The organism is Leifsonia sp. Leaf336 (assembly GCF_001423695.1).
GTDB lineage: Bacteria > Actinomycetota > Actinomycetes > Actinomycetales > Microbacteriaceae > Leifsonia.
In genome coordinates, this window is sequence record NZ_LMOZ01000001.1 from 1,178,079 (window position 1) to 1,200,338 (window position 22,260).

General features: G+C 71.1%; 23 protein-coding genes. 17 read left to right on the forward strand and 6 right to left on the reverse strand.

All coding sequences use genetic code 11. The features are described 5' to 3' along the window. Positions 1-5 precede the first annotated feature (5 nt). From ASF88_RS05730 to ASF88_RS05760, 7 genes are all read left to right on the forward strand, one after another. Entirely contained in the window at positions 6-2,195 is a 2,190-nt protein-coding gene (locus ASF88_RS05730; protein WP_157498247.1) for an acetyl/propionyl/methylcrotonyl-CoA carboxylase subunit alpha, read from the forward strand. Next, a complete protein-coding gene (locus ASF88_RS05735; protein ID WP_055915402.1) occupies positions 2,192-3,394 on the forward strand; it encodes an acyl-CoA dehydrogenase family protein in 1,203 nt (400 codons plus the stop codon). Before ASF88_RS05730 ends, ASF88_RS05735 begins: the two co-directional genes overlap by 4 nt. A gap of 36 nt (positions 3,395-3,430) precedes the next feature. Continuing rightward, a complete protein-coding gene (locus tag ASF88_RS05740) occupies positions 3,431-4,219 on the forward strand; it encodes a CoA transferase subunit A (protein ID WP_055915405.1) in 789 nt (262 codons plus the stop codon). Next, complete coding sequence (locus tag ASF88_RS05745) at positions 4,216-4,866, forward strand: CoA transferase subunit B (RefSeq protein ID WP_055915409.1); 651 nt, start codon at positions 4,216-4,218, stop codon at positions 4,864-4,866. Before ASF88_RS05740 ends, ASF88_RS05745 begins: the two co-directional genes overlap by 4 nt. After that, a complete protein-coding gene (locus ASF88_RS05750) occupies positions 4,863-5,351 on the forward strand; it encodes a MaoC family dehydratase (RefSeq protein WP_055915413.1) in 489 nt (162 codons plus the stop codon). The genes ASF88_RS05745 and ASF88_RS05750 overlap by 4 nt, the downstream gene beginning before the upstream one ends. After that, on the forward strand, positions 5,348-6,166 hold the full coding sequence (locus tag ASF88_RS05755; protein WP_055915416.1) for an HpcH/HpaI aldolase/citrate lyase family protein: 819 nt from the start codon (positions 5,348-5,350) through the stop codon (positions 6,164-6,166). The genes ASF88_RS05750 and ASF88_RS05755 overlap by 4 nt, the downstream gene beginning before the upstream one ends. A gap of 180 nt (positions 6,167-6,346) precedes the next feature. Then, positions 6,347-7,519 carry an aldo/keto reductase gene (locus ASF88_RS05760; protein WP_055916728.1) on the forward strand — a complete coding sequence of 391 codons (1,173 nt, stop codon included), beginning with the start codon at positions 6,347-6,349 and terminating at the stop codon, positions 7,517-7,519. Between the two features lie 261 nt (positions 7,520-7,780). Here the strand turns inward: ASF88_RS05760 and ASF88_RS05765 are convergent, their stop codons facing one another. After that, positions 7,781-8,365, reverse strand: a complete 585-nt coding sequence (locus ASF88_RS05765) for a TetR/AcrR family transcriptional regulator (protein ID WP_055915418.1) — start codon at positions 8,363-8,365, stop codon at positions 7,781-7,783. A 185-nt stretch (positions 8,366-8,550) separates the two neighbouring features. On the opposite strand from ASF88_RS05765, the gene ASF88_RS05770 reads away from it, so the two are divergent. After that, positions 8,551-9,900: a M16 family metallopeptidase gene (locus tag ASF88_RS05770; RefSeq protein WP_055915422.1), complete on the forward strand. Its 1,350-nt coding sequence runs from the start codon at positions 8,551-8,553 to the stop codon at positions 9,898-9,900. A 39-nt stretch (positions 9,901-9,939) separates the two neighbouring features. Then, positions 9,940-10,542: a histidine phosphatase family protein gene (locus ASF88_RS05775; RefSeq protein ID WP_055915424.1), complete on the forward strand. Its 603-nt coding sequence runs from the start codon at positions 9,940-9,942 to the stop codon at positions 10,540-10,542. Positions 10,543-10,571: 29 nt separating this feature from the next. On the opposite strand, the gene ASF88_RS05780 is transcribed toward ASF88_RS05775, so the two are convergent. Then, a complete protein-coding gene (locus ASF88_RS05780; RefSeq protein ID WP_055915427.1) occupies positions 10,572-11,063 on the reverse strand; it encodes a GNAT family N-acetyltransferase in 492 nt (163 codons plus the stop codon). Positions 11,064-11,129: 66 nt separating this feature from the next. Between ASF88_RS05780 and dapB the strand changes: the two genes are divergently transcribed. Together dapB and ASF88_RS05790 are read left to right on the forward strand one after the other, a co-directional pair. Then, positions 11,130-11,909, forward strand: a complete 780-nt coding sequence (dapB, locus tag ASF88_RS05785) for a 4-hydroxy-tetrahydrodipicolinate reductase (protein ID WP_055915429.1) — start codon at positions 11,130-11,132, stop codon at positions 11,907-11,909. An 8-nt stretch (positions 11,910-11,917) separates the two neighbouring features. Then, positions 11,918-12,382 (forward strand): tetratricopeptide repeat protein, encoded by a 465-nt coding sequence (locus ASF88_RS05790; protein WP_055915431.1) that lies wholly within the window; start codon positions 11,918-11,920, stop codon positions 12,380-12,382. Between the two features lie 13 nt (positions 12,383-12,395). On the opposite strand, the gene ASF88_RS05795 is transcribed toward ASF88_RS05790, so the two are convergent. From ASF88_RS05795 to ASF88_RS05810, 4 genes are all read right to left on the reverse strand, one after another. Then, positions 12,396-13,292 carry a TIGR01777 family oxidoreductase gene (locus tag ASF88_RS05795; RefSeq protein ID WP_055915433.1) on the reverse strand — a complete coding sequence of 299 codons (897 nt, stop codon included), beginning with the start codon at positions 13,290-13,292 and terminating at the stop codon, positions 12,396-12,398. Between the two features lie 3 nt (positions 13,293-13,295). Then, on the reverse strand, positions 13,296-13,721 hold the full coding sequence (locus ASF88_RS05800) for an OsmC family peroxiredoxin (protein WP_055915435.1): 426 nt from the start codon (positions 13,719-13,721) through the stop codon (positions 13,296-13,298). A gap of 126 nt (positions 13,722-13,847) precedes the next feature. Beyond that, entirely contained in the window at positions 13,848-14,357 is a 510-nt protein-coding gene (locus ASF88_RS05805; protein ID WP_055915437.1) for a DUF4395 domain-containing protein, read from the reverse strand. 2 nt (positions 14,358-14,359) lie between these two features. Continuing rightward, positions 14,360-14,785: a thioredoxin family protein gene (locus ASF88_RS05810; RefSeq protein ID WP_055915439.1), complete on the reverse strand. Its 426-nt coding sequence runs from the start codon at positions 14,783-14,785 to the stop codon at positions 14,360-14,362. A gap of 138 nt (positions 14,786-14,923) precedes the next feature. Between ASF88_RS05810 and dapA the strand changes: the two genes are divergently transcribed. The 6 genes from dapA (at position 14,924) to ASF88_RS05840 (ending at position 22,247) form a co-directional block, all read left to right on the forward strand. Beyond that, a complete protein-coding gene (dapA, locus tag ASF88_RS05815; RefSeq protein WP_055915440.1) occupies positions 14,924-15,901 on the forward strand; it encodes a 4-hydroxy-tetrahydrodipicolinate synthase in 978 nt (325 codons plus the stop codon). A 71-nt stretch (positions 15,902-15,972) separates the two neighbouring features. Further along, positions 15,973-17,649 carry a ribonuclease J gene (locus tag ASF88_RS05820; RefSeq protein ID WP_055915442.1) on the forward strand — a complete coding sequence of 559 codons (1,677 nt, stop codon included), beginning with the start codon at positions 15,973-15,975 and terminating at the stop codon, positions 17,647-17,649. A 62-nt stretch (positions 17,650-17,711) separates the two neighbouring features. After that, the gene (locus tag ASF88_RS05825; RefSeq protein ID WP_055915444.1) at positions 17,712-18,203 is read left to right on the forward strand and encodes a GNAT family N-acetyltransferase; all 492 of its coding nucleotides are present in this window, start codon (positions 17,712-17,714) and stop codon (positions 18,201-18,203) included. 96 nt (positions 18,204-18,299) lie between these two features. Next, positions 18,300-21,092 (forward strand): FtsK/SpoIIIE family DNA translocase, encoded by a 2,793-nt coding sequence (locus ASF88_RS05830; RefSeq protein ID WP_055915446.1) that lies wholly within the window; start codon positions 18,300-18,302, stop codon positions 21,090-21,092. Positions 21,093-21,097: 5 nt separating this feature from the next. Then, positions 21,098-21,721, forward strand: coding sequence for a CDP-diacylglycerol--glycerol-3-phosphate 3-phosphatidyltransferase (gene pgsA, locus ASF88_RS05835; RefSeq protein ID WP_055916730.1), 624 nt, complete (start codon positions 21,098-21,100; stop codon positions 21,719-21,721). Then, complete coding sequence (locus tag ASF88_RS05840) at positions 21,708-22,247, forward strand: CinA family protein (protein ID WP_055915448.1); 540 nt, start codon at positions 21,708-21,710, stop codon at positions 22,245-22,247. Before pgsA ends, ASF88_RS05840 begins: the two co-directional genes overlap by 14 nt. Positions 22,248-22,260: the final 13 nt, after the last annotated feature.

Here is a 22,260-nt window from a genome sequence, read left to right on the forward strand (position 1 = left end):
TGGCGATGACCGATACCACCCGCACCACGACCACCAGCAGCGTCCCGTTCCCGGCCGTGCTGGTCGCCAACCGCGGCGAGATCGCCTGTCGCGTCATCCGCACGCTGAACCGCCTCGGCATCCGCTCGATCGCGGTCTTCAGCGACGCCGACCGCGACGCCTCGCACGTGCGCCTCGCCGACTCGGCCGTCAGGATCGGTCCTGCGCCCGCCCGCGACAGCTACCTGTCGGTCGACGCGATCGTCGACGCGGCCCGGCGCACCGGCGCCGCGGCCGTGCACCCCGGTTACGGGTTCCTTTCCGAGAACGCGGCGCTCGCCGAGGCGTGCGAAGCGGCCGGCATCGTGTTCGTGGGCCCCGGCGTGCACGCGCTGGAGGTCATGGGCGACAAGATCTCCGCCAAGAACGAGGTCGCGCGCGCCGGTGTGCCCACCATTCCCGGCATCGCCGAGCCCGGCCTCAGCGACGACGAGCTGATCGCCGCCGCCGAGCGCGTGGGCTATCCCGTGCTGGTGAAGCCGTCCGCGGGCGGCGGAGGCAAGGGCATGCGGGCGGTCCACGACTCCGCGGAGCTGCCGGAGGCCCTGCGCGCCGCCCGCAGGGTCGCCGCATCGGCCTTCGGAGACGACACGCTCTTCCTGGAGCGTCTCGTCTCCTCGCCCCGGCACATCGAGGTGCAGGTGATCGCCGACCGCCACGGCGCGGTCGTGCACCTGGGGGAGCGCGAGTGCTCACTGCAGCGCCGCCACCAGAAGGTGGTGGAGGAGGCGCCTTCGCCGCTGCTCGACGCCGAGACCCGCGCCCGGATCGGCGAGGCCGCCTGCCGGGTCGCCGCGGGTGTCGGCTACGTCGGCGCCGGGACCGTCGAGTTCCTCGTCTCGGCGGAGCGCCCCGGCGAGTTCTTCTTCATGGAGATGAACACCCGGCTGCAGGTGGAGCATCCCGTCACCGAGCTGGTCACCGGGGTCGACCTCGTCGAGTGGCAGCTGCGCGTGGCGGCGGGCGAGCCGCTCGGCTTCGCGCAGGAGGACGTGCGCCTCGCCGGCCACGCCGTGGAGGCCCGGGTCTACGCCGAGAACCCCGAGCGGGAGTTCCTGCCCGGCGACGGCACCGTGCTCGCGCTCCACGAGCCCACCGGCGAAGGGATCCGCGTCGACAGCGGCCTGGCCGCCGGGACGCGCGTCGTCACCGACTACGACCCCATGCTCGCCAAGGTGATCGCGTGGGCGCCCGACCGCGCGGGCGCCCTCGCACGACTCGACCGGGCTCTCGCCGACACCGCCGTGCTCGGCGTCGTGAACAACATCGCCTGGCTGCGCGACCTCCTCGCCGACACCGACGTGCGCGCCGGCTCGATGGACACCACGCTGATCGACCGGCGGTTCTCCGCCCTGGAGCCGGCCCCGGCCTCCACCGCCGAGCTCGTGGCGGCCGCACTGCTGGCTCACCGCGACCGGGAGGCCGCCGCGCCGTCGGGCGTCGGCGCACTGTGGGGAGCGCCGAGTGGTTGGCGACTCGGGTCGCCACGGCCCGCGCGTCACGACGTGGACGGCACGACCGTCGAGGTGCTCGACGACCGGGTCGTCGTGCGCGGAGCCGACGGCGACGCGACCGAGCACGTCGCGCGGATCTCCGTGCGGCCCGGCGCGGCCGGTGAGCCGGAGAGCGTCGCCCTCGACCTCGACGGCGTCGTCACCCGCTTCGATGCCGCGCGCGACGGCGCCACCATCTGGCTCGCGACCGCCGGCCGCTCGCGCGCACTGCGGCTGCGGACGCCGGCGGAACGGGTCGCCGCGGCGCTCGCCGCCCGGGAACGCGGCGAGGCCGCCGCGCACCCCGAGGTCCGCTCGCCGATGCCTGGCACCGTCGTCGCCGTCCCCGTCGCCTCCGGAGCCGTGGTCGCGGCCGGCGACACCGTGGCCGTCGTGGAGGCCATGAAGATGGAGCACCGGCTCGTCGCCCCGATCGCGGGCACCGTGACGGTGTCCGTCGCGCCGGGCGACCTCGTCAAGCTGGACCAGCTCGTCGCCGTCGTCGATGTCGTCGACGCGGTCGACGACGGCGTCAACGCGACAGCGCAGAACGTCCCGCCGACCCCGGCGGACACCACCGAGCCGACAGAATCGGCCACCTCGTTCCGCGGCGAACCCGCCGCGGCAGGGATCGTCACCACAACAGACAGGAACCTCCCATGACCATGCAGATGTCCCGTCCCGAACTCGACGTCGCCGGCTTCGAGCTCACCGACGAGCAGCGCCGCCTCCGCGACGAGGTGCGCGACTTCGCCGACACCGTCGTCGCGCCGGCCGCATACGAGTACGACACCAAGCGCAGCCTCCCGTACGGCATCATCGCCGAGATGGGTCGTATGGGCCTGTTCGGTCTGCCGTTCCCCGTCGAGTACGGCGGCCAGGGCAAGGACTACTTCTCGCTCTGCCTCGCGGTTGAGCAGCTCGGTCGTGTCGACCAGTCGATCGGCGTGACGCTGGAGGCCGGCGTCGGGCTCGGCGCGATGCCGATCTACCGCAGCGGCAACGAGGAGCAGAAGCAGCAGTGGCTGCCGATGCTGGCCCGCGGCGAGGCGCTCGCCGGGTTCGGCCTGACGGAGGCCGATGCGGGCTCCGACGCCTCCGGCACCAAGACCACGGCCGTGCTGCGCGACGGCGAATGGGTCATCAACGGCACCAAGCAGTTCATCACCAACTCCGGTTCGGATATCACCAAGCTCGTGACGATCACCGCCGTCACCGGCGAGGACCGTCGCGCCGACGGCTCGATCAAGAAGGAGCTGTCGGCGATCATCGTCCCCAGCGGGACGCCCGGCTTCGTCGCCGAGCCGGTCTACGACAAGGTCGGCTGGCACACCTCCGACACGCACCCGCTCACGCTCACCGACGTGCGCGTCCCGGAGGCCAACCTCCTGGGCGAGCGCGGCCGCGGCTACGCGAACTTCCTCACGACGCTGGACGAGGGCAGGGTGGCGTTCGCCGCGCTGTGCACCGGCGCCGCCCAGGGCTGCCTCGAGGAGGCGGTGCGCTACGCGAAGAGCCGCAACGTCTTCGGCCGCTCGATCGGATCCAACCAGCACATCGCCTTCAAGATCGCGCGTATGCAGGCCCGGGTGCACGCGGCCCGACTGGCCTACTACGACGCCGCGTTCAAACTGATCGCCGGCGTGCCGTTCAAGATGGAGGCCTCCATCGCCAAGCTGATCGGCAGCGAGGCCGCCATGGACAACGCGCGCGACGCGACCCAGATCTTCGGCGGCTACGGCTTCCTCAACGAGAACCCGGTCGCCCGGCACTACCGCGACTCGAAGATCCTCGAGATCGGCGAGGGCACGAGCGAGGTGCAGCTCATGATCATCTCGCGGGCCCTCGGCTTCGACGCCTAGCCTGGACGCGCAGCGACTCGACGTGGAGGAGGACGGATGATCGACAAGACGGTGGCGAGTGCGGCGGAGGCGGTGGCGGACATCCCGAGCGGCAGCAGCCTCGCCGTGGGCGGCTTCGGGCTGTGCGGCATCCCGAGCGCGCTCATCCAAGCCCTGCTGGAGGCCGGCACGACCGACCTCGAGGTGGTCAGCAACAACTGCGGCGTCGACGACTGGGGCCTCGGCCTGCTGCTCGCCGAACACCGGATCCGCAAGATGGTCAGCTCGTACGTCGGAGAGAACAAGGAGTTCGCCCGGCAGTTCCTCTCCGGCGAGCTGGAGGTCGAGCTCACCCCGCAAGGCACGCTCGCCGAGAAGCTGCGCGCGGGCGGAGCGGGCATCCCGGCGTTCTACACGCCCGCCGGAGTCGGCACCCAGATCGCGCTCGGCGGCCTCCCTCGGCGCTACAACGCCGACGGCTCCGTCGCCGTCGCGAGCGAGCCGAAGGAGGTGCGCGACTTCGACGGCGCGTCCTACGTGCTGGAGCGCTCGCTGCGCCCGGACTTCGCCCTGGTGCACGCTGCCAAGGGCGACCGGCACGGCAACCTGGTGTTCCACGCGGCCGCCATGAACTTCAACCCGCTCGCCGCGATGGCGGGCGGCATCACGATCGCCGAGGTGGAGGAGCTGGTCGAGCCCGGCGAGCTCGCGCCGGGCGAAGTGCACCTCCCCGGGATCTTCGTGCAGCGCGTCGTCCACGCGCCCGACGTCGAGAAGCGGATCGAGCGCCGCACGGTGTCTGTGCCGGCGACCGCGGCCCCCGCGAGCGAACGGAGCGACCGATGAGCCTCACGCGCACCGAGCTCGCCGCGCGCGTCGCGCGCGAGCTCGAGAACGGGCAGTACGTCAACCTCGGCATCGGCATGCCGACGCTGATCCCCAACTACATCCCGGAGGGCGTGGAGGTCATCCTGCACTCCGAGAACGGGGTACTGGGGGTCGGCCCCTACCCGGCCGACGCCGATGTCGATCCCGACCTGATCAACGCGGGCAAGGAGACCGTCACCGTCGAGCGCGGCGCCGCCTACTTCGACTCGTCGCTGTCGTTCGGCATGGTCCGTGGCGGCCACGTGGACGTCGCGGTGCTCGGAGCCATGGAGGTCTCGGCCTCCGGCGACCTCGCCAACTGGATGATCCCGGGAAAGATGGTCAAGGGGATGGGCGGGGCGATGGACCTCGTCTTCGGCGCCAAGCGGCTCATCGTGATGATGGAGCACGTCGACCGCGAGGGCCGCCCCAAGATCCTCGCGGAGTGCACGCTGCCGCTGACCGGAACCGGCTGCGTCGACCGCATCATCACCGACCTCGCCGTCATCGATGTGGCGGCGGACGGCCTCGTGCTCCGCGAGACCGCGCCGGGTGTCACGGTCGAGGAGGTCGTGGCAGCGACGGGTGCGCCGCTGACGGTCGAGCTACAGGAGGCGGCGTCGTGAGGGAGGTCGAACAGCGCGGGCTCTACTACGAGGAGTTCGAGCTGGAGACCCGCTACCTCCACCGGCCGGGCCGCACCGTGACCGAGGCCGACAACGTGCTCTTCACCACGCTCACGATGAACACGCAGGCACTGCATCTCGACGCTGCCTGGTCGGCGCGGCAGCCGTTCGGCGAGCGGCTGATGAACTCGATGTGGACCCTCGCGACGATCGTGGGCGCCTCCGTCGCCCAGCTGACGCAGGGCACGATCGTGGCCAACCTCGGGTTCTCGGAGGTCGCGTTCCCGCACCCGCTGTACCACGGCGACACGCTCTACTCGGAGACCACCGTCATCGCCAAACGGCTGTCGGCCTCCCGGCCCGGCCAGGGCATCGTCACGCTCGAGCACACCGGGCGCAACCAGGACGGCGTGGTCGTCGCCACCGCCACCCGTCAGGTGATGGTGTGGTGCGAAGACGCGCACCTCGGGACGGCCGACGTATGACAGGGCAGGCGGTCTTCCCGTGGGGCGCGGCCCTGCTGTTCTGCCCGGCCGATCGACCCGACAGGTACGACAAGGCCCTGGAGCGCGCCGACGCGGTGATCCTCGACCTCGAGGATGCCGTCGACCCGTCGCGCCGCAGCGTCGCACGGGAGGCGATCGCCGCCTCCGACCTCGACCCGGCCCGGGTGATCGTCCGGGTCAACCCGTCGGGAACGGACGACCAGGCGGCCGATCTCGCTGCGCTCGCGCTCACGCCCTACAGCGCCGTGATGCTGCCGAAGGCCGAGCGCGTCGCCGACCTCGCCGCACTCGGCGGGCTGGAGGTGATCGCGCTCTGCGAGACCGCTGCCGGCGTTCGCGCCGCGGGCGAGCTCGCCGTCGCCGACGGCGTCGTCGCGCTGATGTGGGGCGCGGAGGACCTCGTCGCGTCGCTCGGGGGCACCTCCAGCCGGCACGCCGATGGCCGCTATCGCGATGTCGCGCTGCACGCGCGGTCGGAGGTGCTGCTCGCGGCCGGCGCCGCCGGACGGTCGGCGATCGACACCGTGCACCTCGACATCGGCGATCTGGCAGGCCTCGCCTCCGAGGCGGAGGACGCCGTGGCGGTGGGATTCGCCGCGACCGCGTGCATCCACCCCTCGCAGGTGGAGACCGTGCGGCGCGCGTACCGGCCGAGCGACGAGCAGCTCCGGGAGGCTGTGGAGCTGCTCGCGGCGGCCGAAACGGCGGGCGGGGGAGTGTTCCGGCACCGCGGCCGGATGGTCGACGGACCGGTCGTCGCGCACGCCAGGGCGGTGCTCCGACGGTCCTCCTGAACGCCGTGATGAAACTGTGATGAACGATTATGGCGCCGTTCACCGGTTTGGTCGTGCGGTGTCGGTGGCATGCCGTACTCTGCCCTTAACGTTCCAGAGCAGAGCAGGCTCGAATCGATTCGAGGCCACGAATCGGGTTCCAGCGTGATGGTCCGCTCGAACGACGGGAAGGGGGATGAGATGCCACAGCTTCTTCCCCTGCGTCTGCTCGAGACCGTCGGCCTTCGCACGCCGGGTTCGGCCGCGCGGTCCGCCTCCGACGCCGACGAGGTCGCTGAGTCGGCAGCGATTCCGTCGGTGACGGCTGCGCCTGCGACCACTGCTCCGCGCCAGTCCGCTCCCGAGCCGGAGCGTGGGTCGTCGGAGCCCTCGACCGACACGGGCGGCCCTCTCGACATCGACGTCCGCCTCGAGCGCACCGCCCCGCTGTCGATCATCGCGCCGCGCCGCATCGGCGAGAGCGATCTCGCGGTCTACCCGCTGTCGCTCGGCGCCAGCGTGTTCGGCTGGACGGCCGACGGCGACACCTCTCTGGCGATCCTCGACCGCTTCGCCGCGCTCGGAGGCAACTTCATCGACACCGCCGACAGCTACGTCGGCGGTCGCAGCGAGGTCCTGATCGGCAAGTGGATGCGCGAGCGCGGCAACCGCGACGGTCTGGTCGTCGCGACCAAGGTCGGCCGCCACCACGAGAACCCGGGTCTCGGCTCCGTCAGCGTCGTCCGCGCCGTGGAGGCCTCCCTCGAGCGCCTGCAGACCGACCACATCGACCTGCTCTACTTCCACGACGACGACCCCGAGGTCCCGATGGAGGACAGCCTGGCGACCGCCGAGTGGCTCATCGAGTCGGGCAAGGTCCGCTACCTGGCGGCCTCCAACTTCAGCGCGGACCGGCTGATCGAGGCGCGCATCATGGCCTCCTCCGGCCTGCCCAAGTTCGTCGCGATCCAGACCCAGTACAACCTGATGCACCGGGCCGAGTTCGAGAGCGCACTGCGCATCGTCGCGGCGGCCCAGGGGCTCGCCGTGATGCCGTACTACGCGCTGGCCAACGGCTTCCTGACGGGCAAGTACCGCTCCAAGTCCGACCTGAGCGCCGACGCGCGCAGTGTCCGGGCCTCCGCGTACGTCAACCGCCGGGGCATGCGCGTGCTGGCCGTGCTCGACCGCATCGCCGCCGAGCACAGAGTGTCGGTCGCGAGCGTGTCCATCGCCTGGCTGCTCGCCAAGCGCACGATCGTCGCCCCGGTCGCGAGCGCGAGCCGCCCGGAGCAGGTCGACGGCCTGATGGCCGCCGCCGGCATCCGCCTCACGCGCGCCCAGATGCTCGAACTCGACCGCGTCTCCGAGTAGTAGACCGTAGTCGCGCCCGCCTCCGGCGTCGCCAGCGGAGGACTTCCCGGCCGAAAGGCCCCTGCATCTCCTCCGTCGACTGCTATTCCCGGGCGTGTCGCGCCGGATCTCCTTCGCTTGCGTCAGTCGGTGCCGAGTGCGGCTGACGGAGGAGCTGCGGCGCAAGCGCACCCGGAAAGCAAAGAACGGAGGAGATCCGGCCTCGGGTCAGCCGGATCGCCTCCGCTCTTCGCGTTCGTCGCGTTCTCCGCGCGACCGCGGCTACGCCTCCGCGAGGATGCGGTCGAGCGCGCGGTGCAGGGCGGCGCCCGCGGCGATCGGGTCGCCCACGTAGCCGCCCGCCAGCGCGCCGTCGCGCGCGAGGATCAGGTCGTCCGCCGCATCGCCGGGCCGGGGGTGCCCGATCTGGCGGAACAGCGCCTCGATGTGCTTGGCGTACCAGTCGCGGTGCGCGGTCACGGCGACCCGCACCGGGTGGGTTTCGTCGGCGAACTGGGCGGCGGCGTTGATGAACGGGTCGCCGCGGAACCCCGGCTGGACAGCCTCAGCGTTGATGGAGTCGACCAGGGCTCGCGCGATCGACTTCGGGTCGTCGGCCTCGCGCTCCTGTTCGGCGAACCAGTCGCGCACCTGGCGGTCGCGGCCTTCGACGTAGGCGATGATCAGCAGGTCCTTGGAACGGAAGTGTTTGTAGAACGTCGCCTTGGTCACGCGGGCGCCCGCGATGATCCTGTCGACGCCGACCGTGTGGATGCCCTCCTGATAGAAGAGCTCGTCCGCGGTGGCGAGGATCTTGATCTTCGACGGCGCGGGCGGCCGGATGGTCGCGCGGGCACTAACGACCATCCGGTCGTCTCCTCTCAACAAGGAGGCGTGGCCTCCACTCTGGTGGTGCGAGACCCACCCGACCGGTCCAAGGGGGGACGACCGGTCAGGGTGGTGAGACCAGTATAGCCCTAGACAGACCAGTCTGTTTGTCCTCATATTCCCAGTCTCCGCTTTCGCGAGGACGCTGGCGTAGGGTGGAGGGGATGAACAGCGCAGTCGACCTCCCGCTCGGTCTGGCCGATCTCGCATTCGCGGCGTCGGGCGACGCGCTGGTCCGCCGCACCATCCTCACCAACGGAGTGCGGATCCTCAGCGAGCACGTGCCGGGTTCTCGGAGCGCCACCCTGGGCTACTGGGTGGCCGTCGGTTCTCGCGACGAGACGGAGGCCGTGCCCGGCAGCCTGGGCTCCACGCACTTCCTCGAGCACCTGCTGTTCAAGGGCACCCGCACGCGCACCGCACTCGACATCGCCGTCTCCTTCGATTCCGTCGGCGGCGAGCACAACGCGATGACGGCCAAGGAGTACACCTGCTACTACGCCAAGGTGCAGGATCGCGACCTCCCGATGGCGGTCGAGGTCATCGGCGACATGCTCACGTCGTCGGTGCTCGACCCGACCGAGTTCGAGAACGAGCGCGGAGTGATCCTCGAGGAGCTCTCGATGGCGGAGGACGACCCCGCCGACGTCGCCAACGAGCGCCTGTTCACCGCCGTGCTCGGCGATCACCCGCTCGGGCGCCCGATCGGAGGCCGGCCGGAGACGATCCGCGCCGCCACCCGCGACGCCGTCTGGAACCACTACCGCGCCAACTACCGCCCCCGCGACCTCGTGATCACGGCGGCCGGTGCCGTCGACCACGATGTCCTGGTGGCCGGGGTACAGCGCGCGCTCGACGCAGCCGGCTGGAACCCGGACGAGGAGGCCGCTCCCGTCGACCGTCGCTCCACGACTCCGGCGGTGGTGCGCCGCTCTGCGGGCGTGGTGACGGTGCAGCGCCCGATCGAGCAGGCCAACCTCATCATCGGCCTCCCGGGAATCGTGGCGACCGACGAACGCCGCACGACGATGAGCGTGCTCAACTCGATCCTCGGCGGCGGGATGTCGAGCCGGCTGTTCCAGGAGGTCCGCGAGAAGCGCGGCCTTGCCTACGCGGTCTACTCGTTCTCCGGCTCCTACTCCGACGCCGGCGTGTACGGCCTGTTCGCGGGCTGCGCCCCGGCGAAAGCCCGCCAGGTCGCCGAGCTGATGCTCGCCGAGCTGCACCGCCTCGCCGACGGCGGCGTCACCCCGGAGGAGCTCCGACGTGCGGTGGGGCAACTCTCCGGCGGCGCCGCCCTCGCCCTCGAAGACTCCGACACGCGTATGTCGCGGCTCGGTCGCGCCGAGATCAGCCTGGGGGAGTTCGCCGACCTCGACGAGAGCCTCCGTCGGCTGCATCTCGTCACCGCCGACGGCGTGCAGGAGCTCGCCCGCGATCTGGCGCAACGCCCGGTCTCCGTCTCTGCGGTCGGAGGCGTCGACGATGACGTCTTCGCCGGCCTGGTCTCCTGATCCGGCCATTCCCACCCGTTCCATCGAAAGGTCTACCCCGTGCCTCATTACCTCTACCTCGTGCGTCACGGCGAGCAGCAGGATGCCGAGCACGGCCTCCCCGATGGTCCGCTGTCGCCCCGCGGCAAGCGGCAGGCGCAGCTCATCGCCGACCGCCTGAGCGGCGTGCCGTTCACGGGGCTGTACCACTCGCCGCTCGTGCGCGCCGAGCAGACCGCCTCGATCATCGCCGAGCGGCTGCCCTCCCTCGAGCCGGAGCCGTCGAGCCTGCTGTTCGACTGCATCCCCTCCGGGCCGACGCCCGACATGCCCAAGGCGTTCGAGTCGTTCTTCGGCCCGGTAACGGAGGCCGAGATCGAGGCCGGCCGCGCCCAGATGGAGGACGCGGTCCACGAGTTCCTCACGCCGGCGATGGGCGACAGGCACGACCTCCTCGTCACGCACAACTTCGTCATCGGCTGGTTCGTGCGACACGTCTTCGACGCCCCGGCCTGGCGCTGGCTGGGGCTCAACCAGGCCAACTGCGGCCTGACCATCATCCGGGTGCGCTCGGCGAAGCCACCGGTTCTCGTGGTGCACAACGACCTGGGTCACCTGCCGGTCGAGCTGCGCACCGGCCTGCCGGAGCTGCAGCCGGTCTGAGCGCCGCCCTGTCCGGAGGCGTCGGCCGCTCAGCCGAGCCGCTTGCGGAACCAGTCTGTCGCGTTCGGGTTCTCGTTGTACGGCTGGATGCTCTCGTAGCCGTGCGAGCGATAGAGGTTGCCCGCCGCCTCCAGGCTCGCGTTGGTGTCGAGCACGATCTCCGTCGCCCCGAAGCCACGGGCGCGGTGCTCCAGCTCCGCGAGGATGGCGCGGCCGATGCCCTGGCCGCGATGCGCAGGGGACACCCAGAGGTGCTTGATCTCGTAACGCACGATCTGGGCGCCGTCCTCCAGGTCGGAGAGCGGGACGCTCAGCTCGCGGATTCCGCCGCACCCGGCCTCGCCGTCGTCGTAGGCGAGCAGGAAGACGCCGGTCGGCGGGATGAACTGCCCAGGGTCGGGGAACGTGGTGCGGTAGGCGCCCTGCGACGCGGGGAAGGTCTCGGCCCTCTCGGCGAAGTAGTCGGCGAGCATCCGGTGAGCGGTCGCATCGGTGACGGAGACATCGGCAAAGGACACCATCGCTCCAGCGTAGCGCCGGCCTCCGCGCCATTCGGCGCGGATCCGCGCGGCGGGTAGGGTGGACGGGTGACTGTTCGCGTGGCCGTCGCCGGAGCGACCGGCAAGCTGGGATCCGTGGCGGTGCGCCTGATCGAGGCGGCCGACGACCTGGAGCTCGTGGCGGCTCTCGACTCGCGCTCACCGCTGGAGACGATGCTCGACGCGGACGTGCTGGTAGACATGACGCTCCCGCAGGTGAGCCCCGGGATCGTCGCGTTCGCCGTCGACCACGGCCTCAAGGTCCTCGTCGGCACCTCCGGCTGGTCGGCCGACCGCATCCTCGAGCTGGAGCGCCGGGTGGCCGAGCACGAGGGCAGCGGAGCGGTCGTCATCCCCAACTTCTCGCTGGGCTCGGCGCTCGGCACCGCTTTCGCGACCGTTGCGGCGCGCTTCTACGACTCCATCGAGATCATCGAGGCGCACGGTGCGGGCAAGGTGGATTCGCCGTCCGGCACGGCCGTCCGCACCGCGGAGCTCATCGGCGCGGCGCGGCTGCAGCGCGGGCCGGTGGACGCGCCGCACACCGACCAGCGTGCGCGCGGTCAGCAGGTGGCGAGCGTGCCCATCCACAGCCTCCGGATGCGCGGCGTCGTCGCCGAGCAGCAGGTGATCTTCGGCGGTGCGGGCGAGACCCTCACCATCCGGCACGACACGGTCGGCTCCGAGGCGTACGAGGCGGGCATCCTGCTCGCACTGCGCGCGGCCGCGACGACGACGGGTGTGGTCGTCGGCCTCGACAAGCTGATCGACCTCGGTATCGCTGAGCCCGACGGCGAACCGCCGCGGCCGACCGTGCGCGAGGTGTAGCGGCACCGATGCGCAACCGTCTCGCAGCGCTCCTGATGGCGCTGATCCTCGTGGTCTACCTGGTGCTGGTCGTGCAGCGCGCCGTGCTGCTGATCGCCTCGGGCTCGGGGGTCGGCATCGCGATGGGGGTCGCCCTCATCGTGCTGCCGTTCATCGCGGCATGGGCCATCGGCCGCGAGCTGCTCTTCGGCGCCCGCACCGAGAAGCTCGTCAAGCTCATGGCCGCCGAGGGCACGCTTCCCGTCGAGAGCCTTCCGCAGCGCGCCAGTGGTCGCCCGCTGCGCGACGCGGCCGACGCCGACTTCCCGCAGTACAAGGCCGAAGTGGAGGCTGCACCCGAGAGCTGGCGCGCCTGGTTCCGGCTGGGGCTGGCCTACGATGCGAGCGGCGACCGCCGACGCGCTCGCGAGGCGCTGCGGCAGGCCATCCGGCTCTACCAGGGCGAGCAGCGGGCGGGCCGCGCCGCGCGCTAGCTGACGTGCGCGGTCACTCGGCCCGGGCGGTGACCAGCTGAGCCATCGCGTCCTGCACGGTCGCGTCCTGGAACACGAACCCGTCGTCGAGCAGGCGCTGCGGCAGCACGCGCTGATCGGCGAGCAGCAGCTCCCGGCCCGCTTCGCCGAGCCCCAGCGACACGACAGGGCGCGGCAACGGGAGGCCGTACGGCCGGTGGACCGCCGTCGCGAGTGCGCGTAGCACCTCGCCGGCCGTCGCCGGCTCCGGGCCCACGACGTTCACCGGGCCCGACAGCGTCGACGTGAGCAGGTGAGCGATCGCGGCTGCTTCGTCGCGGAGGCTGACCCACGGCCAGTGCTGGCGCCCTCCCGCGATCGGGCCGACGAGCCCGGCCTTGGCGAGCGGCATCAGCGGGGCCATCGCGCCCCCGCGCCCGATGACCACGCCGGTGCGCACCGTGACGACGCGCGTCTCGTGCGGCGCCAGGTGGGCCGCCGTCTCCCAGGCATCGACGACGTCCGACAGGAAGCCGCTGCCCTTCGCCGAGCTCTCGGTGAGGGTCTGGCCCGGCCGGTCGCCGTAGTAGCCGACCGCCGAGCCGCTGACGAAGACCGCAGGAGGGGAGGCCGACTGGCGCATCGCATCGGCCAGCGTTCCTGTCGCCTCCAGCCGGGACGCGAGGATGCGCCGCCGGTGGGCCTTCGTCCACGGCAGACGGTTGAGCGACGCCCCGGACAGGTTCACGACGGCGTCGGCCTCGTCGAGGAGGCCGATGTCGATCGTGCGTGCCGACGGCGCCCACGAGCGCTCGTCCGAGCTCTGCGGCTCGCGCCGGACCAGGCGGAGGACGTCGTGGCCCTCCGCCCGGAGCCGGCCGACCAGTTCCGTGCCGATCAGGCCGGACGCGCCCGCGACGAGCACCCGCATCGGTCAGGCCAGCGTTGCTTCGATCGTGATCGGGATGCCGACCAGCGCCCGGGAGACCGGGCAGGTGCGCTTCGCCTCGTCGGCCAGGCGCTGGAAGTCGCCGTCGGTGAGCCCGGGCACGGTCGCCTCGACGAGGAGGTGGCTGCCGGTGATGCCCTGGGACGGGTCGAAGGTGACCGCGGCGGTGGTGCGGATGCTCTCGGGCGGGGTGCCGAACGCCGCGAGGACGTTCGAGAACGCCATCGAGAAGCAGGCCGAGTGCGCGGCGCCGAGCTGCTCCTCCGGAGTGGAGGTCTCCGCGCCGCCCTCCGAGCGGGCCTTCCAGTTCACCGCGAGCGTCGCGGCGCCCGACGAATCGAGGGAGACCGTGCCGGAGCCCGACTTCAGATCGCCGGTCCAGACGGTAGTGGATTCGCTGGTTACTGCCATGAGACCTCATTCTCCTTCTGCCGTCGCGCGCGGGTTCCCGGGGTCGGGACGGCGGCGGTGAGCCCAGACTACTGTCGGGCTCCGACACGTCCAGGGGAGTTTCGGAGGATTCCCGGTTTCGCGCGCTCAGGCCGCGACTGCGGGCCTCCGGATGACGCCGGCCCGCACGAGCAGGAGGTAGATCTGGCAGCCGAGGCAGTACCCGAACACCGCGTTGAGGAAGGCCGCCACGAACGCGAGGGCCGCGGCGATCGGCAGGGCCGCCATCACGCCGACGGCGAGGAGCAGGAGGCCGAGACCGGTGACCACCAGGCCGACACCCTGCGCGAACGTGGGCGGGGCCGGGTCCTCCAGCTCGGTGGGAGCCTGCAGTCGCGGCCGCACGGCGACGCGGTAGAGCACGCCGCACGGATGCCGCCGCACGCCGGCGAACGCGCCCCACGCGAAGAGCAGCGCGATCACGAGCAGCAGGAGGGCCGCTGCGATCGTCGCGCCGATGAGTGCGAGGAAGATGTCCACCAGCAGAAGGAGGGCGGTGATGCCCGCTCCGAAACGCGGGGAGCGCGGGTCGATCCCCGGATGCGCGGTCGGGGCGGACGGCTGAGGGTTCGGGTTCGGGTTCGGGTTCTCAGACATGGTCACTCCGTGAGTATGCGGTCGAGGGCGGTGCGGACATCGGCGGGGCGCGCGGCGCCGGAGATCCGGCCGCGGACGCGTCCGTGACCGTCGAGCAGCAGGGTGGTCGGCGTCTGCAGCACGTCGAACCGGCGGGCGAGCTCCGGTCGCACGGTCAGGTCGACGTCGAGGTGATCGACCCCGTCGTGGGCGGCGGCGATCCCGTCGAGCACACGCGCCGTCGCCGGGCACTGCGCGCAGAACGCGGTGGAGAACTGGACGAGCGTCGCGCGGGCGCCCAGCTCGGTCGCGCCGACGTCGGCGGCGGCGAGGTGCGCGTCGCCGTCGGTCGCGCGGACCCGGCCGGTGCGCGTCCTCCACACCAGCCCGAGCGCCGTCGCGAGCGCGACCAGCGCGAGGACGGTGAGGGCTGCAGCCGGAGCGGTCATAGTGCGGGCGACGTTACGCGCGCACCCGACGGCGGCGCAGTCAATGTGACCGAAGATGACGACACCGCGGTACGAGGAGGAGGGAAGGCGGCCGCAGGGGGAGGCGATCGGATGGCTCGACCCGATAGCCTTGAGTCCATGGCTGCTCCCCAGAACCCGTTCGGCCAGGTGCTCGTCGCCCTGGTCACGCCCTTCACCGCCGACGGCGAAGTCGACTGGGCCGGCGTGGAGAAGCACATCGACGACGTCATCGTGGCGGGAGCCGACGGCATCGTCGTCACGGGCACGACGGGGGAGACCTCGACCCTCACCGATCCCGAGAAGCTGCGCCTCGTCGAGGTCGGCAAAGAGGTCTCGGGAGGCCGGGCCAAGATCATCACCGGCGGCGGCTCGAACGAGACCGCCCACGCCATCCAGCTCTACAAGCAGAGCGAGAAGGCCGGCGCCGACGGCGTGATGATCGTCACCCCGTACTACAACAAGCCCACCCAGGCGGGCGTCCTGACGCACTTCCGCATGATCGCGGACTCCACCGACCTCCCGGTCATCCTCTACGACATCCCGGGCCGCACGGGCATCCCGATCAAGTACGAGACCATCCTGCGCATCGCCAAGCACCCGAACGTGCTCGCGATCAAAGACGCCAAGGGCGACTTCAGCGAGGTCAGCCGGGTGCTCAACCAGACCGACCTGATGTACTTCTCGGGCGACGACGCCAACGTGCTGCCGCACCTCGCCATCGGCGCGACGGGCCTCATCGGCGTCACCGCCAACATCGCCGCCACGCCTTACCGTCAGATCGTCGACGCGGTGAACGCGGGCGACTTGGCCACCGCCACCGCCGCGCACCAGAAGCTCGAGCCGCTGGTCCGCGCCGTGATGACGCACGTCCCCGGCACCGTCGCGGCCAAATACATCCTCCACGGCCTCGGCCGCATCTCGAGCCCGCGGGTCCGACTCCCGCTGGTCGGTCCGGAGGAGTGGGAGGCGGCCCAGATCGAAGACGAGCTCGACCTCGTCCGCGACATTCCCGGTGTCGACTTCTCCAACTTCCGGCCCGATCGCAACGCCGCCGCGGGCGGCGCGCTGCCCAAGATCGCCGGGACCACACGCTAGGGCCGCACAGCGGCCGGATCCACCCCGGGCACGAGCCCGGACGCACGTCGAAAACTGAAATTGGAGGGCAGATGCCCAACCTCGTGTCCGAACCGCCCGCACTCGAACCCGGAACGCTCCGGATCATCCCGACCGGCGGTCTCGGCGAGATCGGCCGGAACATGACCGTCTTCGAATACGAAGGCAAGCTCCTGATCGTCGACTGCGGCGTGCTCTTCCCCGAGCAGGACCAGCCGGGAGTCGACCTGATCCTGCCCGACTTCGCACCGGTCCGCGACCGCCTCGACGACATCCTCGGCGTCGTGCTGACCCACGGCCACGAAGACCACATCGGCGCCGTGCCCTACCTGCTCAAGCTGCGTTCCGACATCCCGCTGATCGGCTCGGGCCTGACGCTGGCGCTGGTGGAGGCCAAGCTCAAGGAGCACCGCATCCAGCCGTACACGCTCACGGTGAAGGAGGGCCGCACGGAGCAGCTCGGCCCGTTCGATCTGGAGTTCGTCGCGGTCAACCACTCCATCCCCGACGCGCTCGCCGTCGCCATCACCACGCCGGCCGGCACCGTGCTGCACACCGGCGACTTCAAGATGGACCAGCTTCCGCTCGACGACCGGATCACCGATCTGCGCGCGTTCGCGCGGCTGGGCGAGAAGGGCGTCGACCTCTTCATGGCCGACTCCACCAACGCCGACGTTCCCGGGTTCACGCCGCTGGAGCGGTCGATCGGCCCGGTGCTCGACGCCGTGATCGCGCGAGCGCCGCGCCGCGTCATCGTCGCCAGCTTCTCGAGCCACGTGCACCGCGTGCAGCAGGTCCTCGACGCCGCGGCCGCCAACGGCCGCCGCGTCGCGCTGCTCGGCCGGTCGATGGTGCGCAACATGACCATCGCCGCCGAGCTCGGCTACCTCAAGGTGCCGGAAGGCGTGCTCATCGACTACAAGAAGGCCGCCGACCTGCCCGACGACGAGATCGTCTACATGTCGACCGGTTCGCAGGGCGAGCCGATGGCCGTCCTGGCCCGCATGGCGAACCTCGACCACCAGATCGAGGTGGGGCCCGGCGACACCGTCATCCTCGCCTCCAGCCTCATCCCGGGCAACGAGAACGCGGTGTACCGCGTCATCGACGGGCTCACCAAGCTCGGCGCCAACGTCGTGCACAAGGGCAATGCCAAGGTGCACGTCTCTGGCCACGCCGCCGCGGGCGAACTGCTCTACTGCTACAACATCCTGAAGCCCAGGAACGTGATGCCGGTGCACGGGGAGTACCGCCACCTCGTCGCCAACGCGCGGCTCGCGATGGACACCGGCGTGCCGGAGGAGAACACGATCGTCGCCGAAGACGGCTCGGTCATCGATCTCCGTGACGGCGTCGCCCGCATCGTCGGCCAGCTTGATCTCGGCTTCGTCTACGTCGACGGCTCGAGCGTGGGCGAGATCACGGATGCCGACCTCAAGGATCGCCGGATCCTCGGCGAGGAGGGCTTCATCTCGATCATCGTCGTGGTGGAGGCCGCGAGCGGCAAGATCGTCACCGGTCCCGAGATCCATGCCCGCGGTTTCGCGGAGGACGACGCGGTGTTCGACGACGTCAAGCCCAAGATCGCTGCGGCGCTCACGGATGCCGCGCACAACGGCGTCCGCGACTCGCACGCACTGTCGCAGATCGTCCGACGCACCGTCGGCCGCTGGGTCAACACGAGCTACCGTCGCCGCCCGATGATCGTCCCGTTGGTCATCGAAGCCTGATCGCGCGTCGGTCGCGGCCGGACGTAACCCGCGCGAAACACCCCGGCGAGTAACGTGCACCCATGAGCGCGTTCCGCATCCGCCCGGCGAACGGCGATGACGCGCGCATCCTCGCCGCCATGCTCGTGGAGGCCGCCAACGGCAACTCGCCGCGGGTGCGGACGCGCGTCGCCGTACTGGAAGATCCTCACGTGATGCGCTACATCGCCGGCTGGAAGCGGCCGGGGGACTTCGGGTGCGTGGCGGAGGACGCGCACGGCTCGGCGGTCGGCGCCTGCTGGGCGCGCCTGTTCCCGGCCGACGCGCCGGGCAGCGGGTTCGTCGCGGTCGGTGTCCCCGAGCTCACGCTCGGCGTGAACACGCAGTGGCGTGCCAGGGGGGTCGGCCGTGCTCTGCTCCAGGAGATCGGCCGCGCGGCTGCCGCATCCGGCGCCGCGCGCCTGAGCCTGAGCGTCGACCGCCGGAACTTCGCCCAGCGCCTGTACGTGAGCGAGGGCTACGTGACGGTCGAGTCGCGGCTCACCGCCGACACGATGGTGCGCGCGGTCCGCTGAGCACGGCTCCTGCACAGTCTGCGCCGTGGCGCGATTTTCCCCGTTGCAGGCGCGTGCGACGGCCCCGTGACGGGAGTGCGAAGTACCGTTGAGCCTATGGCTACGAGCACCAAGTCGACGTCGCGGTCCCGGAACTCCGGGCGCGACGGCTCGAGCGCGCGCAAGCCGGCCGCCAAGACCGCTGCCCAGAAGACGGTCGCCTACCCGGCCGCTGCAGACGCGCAGAGCCCTCTCGTGCGCGCCTGGATGGGGCTCGCCCACCTCACCGGCGGCCTGTTCCGGGCTCTCGGGCCCGAGAAGCTCGCCAAAGAGGAGCGCCGCGACGGCTTCCCGTTCTTCCTCGTGCTCCTGGCGATCGCCGGGGCCGTGGTCGAGTGGTTCCTGATCAACGACCAGGTCGCCCGCACTCTCGACGCCTGGACTTTCGGCGGCCTGTTCGGCCGCGTCGCCTTCGCGCTCCCCGTCGTGATGGTGGTCTTCGCCGCCTGGCTGTTCCGGCATCCCTCGTCGGTCCACGACAACACGCGCATCGGCATCGGCCTGGGGCTGCTGCTCCTGATGGTGTCCGGCCTCTGCCACCTGTTCAGCCACCACCCGTCGCCGAGCGACGGCATGGCCTCCCTCGCCCAGGCCGGCGGCGTGCTGGGGTGGCTGATCGCGGCCCCGCTGTCGTGGCTGATCACGCCCGTCGGCGCGGGTGCGGTGATCATCGTGCTGCTCATCCTCAGCCTCTTCATCATCACCAAGACGCCGCCCAACAAGCTGCCGTCGCGCATCCGTGAGCTCTACGCGTACCTGTTCGGCGCCCAGCTGGCCACCGACGAGGAGCGCCAGGAGGCCAGGGAGGCCGCCAAAGAGGCGAAGACCAAGCAGGTCGAGCTCGACGGCATCGACGGCATCGACGACGACGACGACACGCACGAGACCAACCTGCCCTGGTGGCGACGCAACAAGTCGCAGCGCGAAGAGGACCCCGACTACGAGGCACCCGCCGACCTCACCGAGGTCTTCGGTGCACCGGCGCGCGGCAAGGGCGAGTTCGCTACCCCGCTGGAGCCCGACCCGGCGAGCGATCACTACAACACCGAGGTGCTGGGAGAGCTCGCGAACGCCGAGACCGCCCTGCAGGCGTTCACCGGCGAAGCGCCGCCGACCGCCGCGGCCGTGCCCACGGCTCCCGCCGTCCTCCCGGGCTTCCAGGCCGGAGCGGACGACTTCGACGACACCGTGTCGGCAGACGACACCCCGCAGCCGACCGCGCCGTACAACCTCCCGTCCGCCTCGATGCTCGCGGCGGGTACGCCGGCCAAGATCCGCTCCAGCGCGAATGAGGAGATCGTCGCCGCCATCACCGAGGTGCTCACCCAGTTCGGAGTCGACGCCAAGGTGACCGGCTACTCGCGCGGCCCGACGGTGACGCAGTACGAGATCGAGCTCGGCCCCGGCGTCAAGGTGGAGCGCGTCACGGCGCTGAGCAAGAACCTCTCGTACGCGGTGGCGAGCAACGAGGTCCGCATCCTCTCGCCCATCCCGGGCAAGAGCGCGATCGGCGTCGAGATCCCCAACAGCGACCGCGAGATCGTCTCACTCGGCGACATCCTCCGCTCGCCCGCGGCGGCCAAGAGCACCCACCCCATGACCATCGGCGTCGGCAAAGACGTTGGCGGCGGCTTCGTCGTCGCCAACCTGGCCAAGATGCCCCACCTCCTGGTGGCGGGCTCGACCGGCTCGGGCAAGTCCAGCTTCGTCAACTCGATGATCACGAGCCTGCTGATGCGGGCGAAGCCCTCCGACGTGCGCATGGTGCTCATCGACCCGAAGCGCGTCGAACTCACGATCTACGGCGGAGTCCCGCACCTCATCACGCCCATCATCACGAGCCCCAAGAAGGCCGCCGAGGCCCTCCAGTGGGTCGTCAAAGAGATGGACATGCGCTACGACGACCTCGCGAGCTTCGGCTTCCGTCACATCGACGACTTCAACAAGGCCGTCGTCAACAACGAGATCGTGCTTCCGGAGGGCAGCGAGCGCAAGCTGAAGCCCTACCCGTACCTCCTCGTCGTCGTCGACGAGCTGGCCGACCTGATGATGGTCGCCCCGCGCGACGTCGAAGACTCCATCGTGCGCATCACCCAGCTGGCCCGCGCCTCCGGAATCCACCTCGTGCTGGCCACGCAGCGACCCTCGGTCGACGTGGTCACCGGCCTCATCAAGGCCAACGTGCCGTCGCGGCTGGCGTTCGCCGTCACGAGCGTCACCGACTCCCGCGTCATCCTCGACCAGCCGGGCGCCGACAAGCTGATCGGCCAGGGCGACGGGCTCTTCCTGCCGATGGGCGCCTCCAAGGCCCTGCGCGTGCAGGGCGCCTGGGTCAACGAAGAGGAGATCCAGAAGGTCGTCGAGCATGTGACGCGGCAGGCCCGGCCGGAATACCGCCAAGACGTCACCGCGAGCGCGGAGAAGAAGCAGATCGACTCCGACATCGGCGACGACCTCGAGCTGCTGCTCGCGGCGGCCGAACTGGTGGTGTCCTCGCAGTTCGGCTCGACCTCGATGCTGCAGCGCAAGCTCCGCGTCGGCTTCGCCAAGGCCGGCCGGCTCATGGACCTGCTGGAGTCGCGCGAGATCGTCGGCCCGTCCGAGGGCTCCAAGGCGCGCGACGTGCTCGCCACGGCCGAGCAGCTGCCGCAGGTCCTCGCCCGGCTGCGCGGAGAGGAGCCGCCGTCGCGGCCCGCCGCCGCCCCTGCCGGCGCCCCTGCGGTCGCGATGGGCGCCGACGACCACGGCGACCGCTACGGGGCCGACCCTGTCGCGGAGATGACCGAGGGCTATCCTGAGGTGGACGGCGACTCGGACGAGGACGCCTGGAAGCTGACCGGCAGGGAGTGACCGCGATGTCGGTACCCGACGCGCCCCCGCCTGCCGCGGCGGGCGGCAGCGCCAACCGCGCGAGCAATTGGAACGTGCCGAACCTCATCACGGTGGTGCGCATCCTCCTGGCGCCGCTGTTCATCTGGATGCTGCTCGCAGACGGCGGCGCCGACGGCCCGCTGCGCTGGACGGCCGCCGTGCTGTTCGTGATCGCGATCGCGACCGACGGCGTGGACGGCGCCATCGCCCGCCGCAACAACCTCGTCACCGACCTCGGCAAGCTGCTCGACCCGATCGCCGACAAGGTACTGACCGGGGGAGCCCTGGTGTCGCTGTCGATCCTGGGCGAGCTGCCGTGGTGGGTCACCATCGTCATCCTGGTGCGCGAGATCGGGATCACCGTCTACCGCTTCGTCGTCATCCGGCAGGGCGTGATCGCCGCATCGCGGGGCGGCAAGATCAAGACGATCGTCCAGTCCGTGGCGATCTCCTTCGCGCTCTTCCCGCTGTGGACGATCTTCGGCGACTGGATCTTCTGGGTCAACGGCATCCTGATGACCGCCGCCGTCATCCTCACCGTGGTCACCGGCATCGACTACCTCTGGCAGGCCTACCGGGGGAGGCGGGCCAACCGTGCCGGGGCCTGACGACGTCGCGGCGGCCGACCTGACCTTCCGCGTCGTGCGCACGCTGGCCGAACACGGCCTGACGCTGGCCACGGCCGAGTCGCTCACGGGAGGCGCCCTCACGGCCGAGCTCACGCGCGTTCCCGGCGCCTCCGCCGTCGTCCTCGGCGGCGCGATCGTCTATGCCACCGAGCTCAAGCACACCCTGCTCGGGGTGGAGGCCGACCTCCTCGAGCGGGAGGGCCCCGTGCACCCGGAGGTCGCCCGCCAGCTGGCCGAAGGCGCGCGGAGGCAGCTGACCGTCGGCGGGCGTGCGGCCGACCTCGGCGTGTCGACGACGGGTGTCGCCGGGCCCGACCCGCAGGGCGGCCGCACAGTCGGCACGGTCTATGTCGGGATCGCGTCGGCGTCGGGAGTGCGCGCCGTCGAGCTGCTGCTCACCGGCGACCGGCAGTCGATCCGAGCGCAGACGGTCGCGCGAGCGGTCATCGAACTCGCCGCCGAACTCGGGATCGTGGAGCGCTCGGCCCCCTCCGGAGGCGGCTGATTCCGCCCGCTCG

Coding starts and splice junctions, on each gene's coding strand:
- ASF88_RS05730 (WP_157498247.1), top strand. CDS start 6: ATGACCGATACCACCCGCACCACGACCACCAGCAGCGTCCCGTTCCCG.
- ASF88_RS05735 (WP_055915402.1), top strand. CDS start 2,192: ATGACCATGCAGATGTCCCGTCCCGAACTCGACGTCGCCGGCTTCGAG.
- ASF88_RS05740 (WP_055915405.1), top strand. CDS start 3,431: ATGATCGACAAGACGGTGGCGAGTGCGGCGGAGGCGGTGGCGGACATC.
- ASF88_RS05745 (WP_055915409.1), top strand. CDS start 4,216: ATGAGCCTCACGCGCACCGAGCTCGCCGCGCGCGTCGCGCGCGAGCTC.
- ASF88_RS05755 (WP_055915416.1), top strand. CDS start 5,348: ATGACAGGGCAGGCGGTCTTCCCGTGGGGCGCGGCCCTGCTGTTCTGC.
- ASF88_RS05760 (WP_055916728.1), top strand. CDS start 6,347: ATGCCACAGCTTCTTCCCCTGCGTCTGCTCGAGACCGTCGGCCTTCGC.
- ASF88_RS05765 (WP_055915418.1), bottom strand. CDS start 8,365: ATGGTCGTTAGTGCCCGCGCGACCATCCGGCCGCCCGCGCCGTCGAAG.
- ASF88_RS05770 (WP_055915422.1), top strand. CDS start 8,551: ATGAACAGCGCAGTCGACCTCCCGCTCGGTCTGGCCGATCTCGCATTC.
- ASF88_RS05780 (WP_055915427.1), bottom strand. CDS start 11,063: ATGGTGTCCTTTGCCGATGTCTCCGTCACCGATGCGACCGCTCACCGG.
- ASF88_RS05790 (WP_055915431.1), top strand. CDS start 11,918: ATGCGCAACCGTCTCGCAGCGCTCCTGATGGCGCTGATCCTCGTGGTC.
- ASF88_RS05795 (WP_055915433.1), bottom strand. CDS start 13,292: ATGCGGGTGCTCGTCGCGGGCGCGTCCGGCCTGATCGGCACGGAACTG.
- ASF88_RS05800 (WP_055915435.1), bottom strand. CDS start 13,721: ATGGCAGTAACCAGCGAATCCACTACCGTCTGGACCGGCGATCTGAAG.
- ASF88_RS05805 (WP_055915437.1), bottom strand. CDS start 14,357: ATGTCTGAGAACCCGAACCCGAACCCGAACCCTCAGCCGTCCGCCCCG.
- ASF88_RS05810 (WP_055915439.1), bottom strand. CDS start 14,785: ATGACCGCTCCGGCTGCAGCCCTCACCGTCCTCGCGCTGGTCGCGCTC.
- dapA (WP_055915440.1), top strand. CDS start 14,924: ATGGCTGCTCCCCAGAACCCGTTCGGCCAGGTGCTCGTCGCCCTGGTC.
- ASF88_RS05820 (WP_055915442.1), top strand. CDS start 15,973: ATGCCCAACCTCGTGTCCGAACCGCCCGCACTCGAACCCGGAACGCTC.
- ASF88_RS05825 (WP_055915444.1), top strand. CDS start 17,712: ATGAGCGCGTTCCGCATCCGCCCGGCGAACGGCGATGACGCGCGCATC.
- ASF88_RS05830 (WP_055915446.1), top strand. CDS start 18,300: ATGGCTACGAGCACCAAGTCGACGTCGCGGTCCCGGAACTCCGGGCGC.
- pgsA (WP_055916730.1), top strand. CDS start 21,098: ATGTCGGTACCCGACGCGCCCCCGCCTGCCGCGGCGGGCGGCAGCGCC.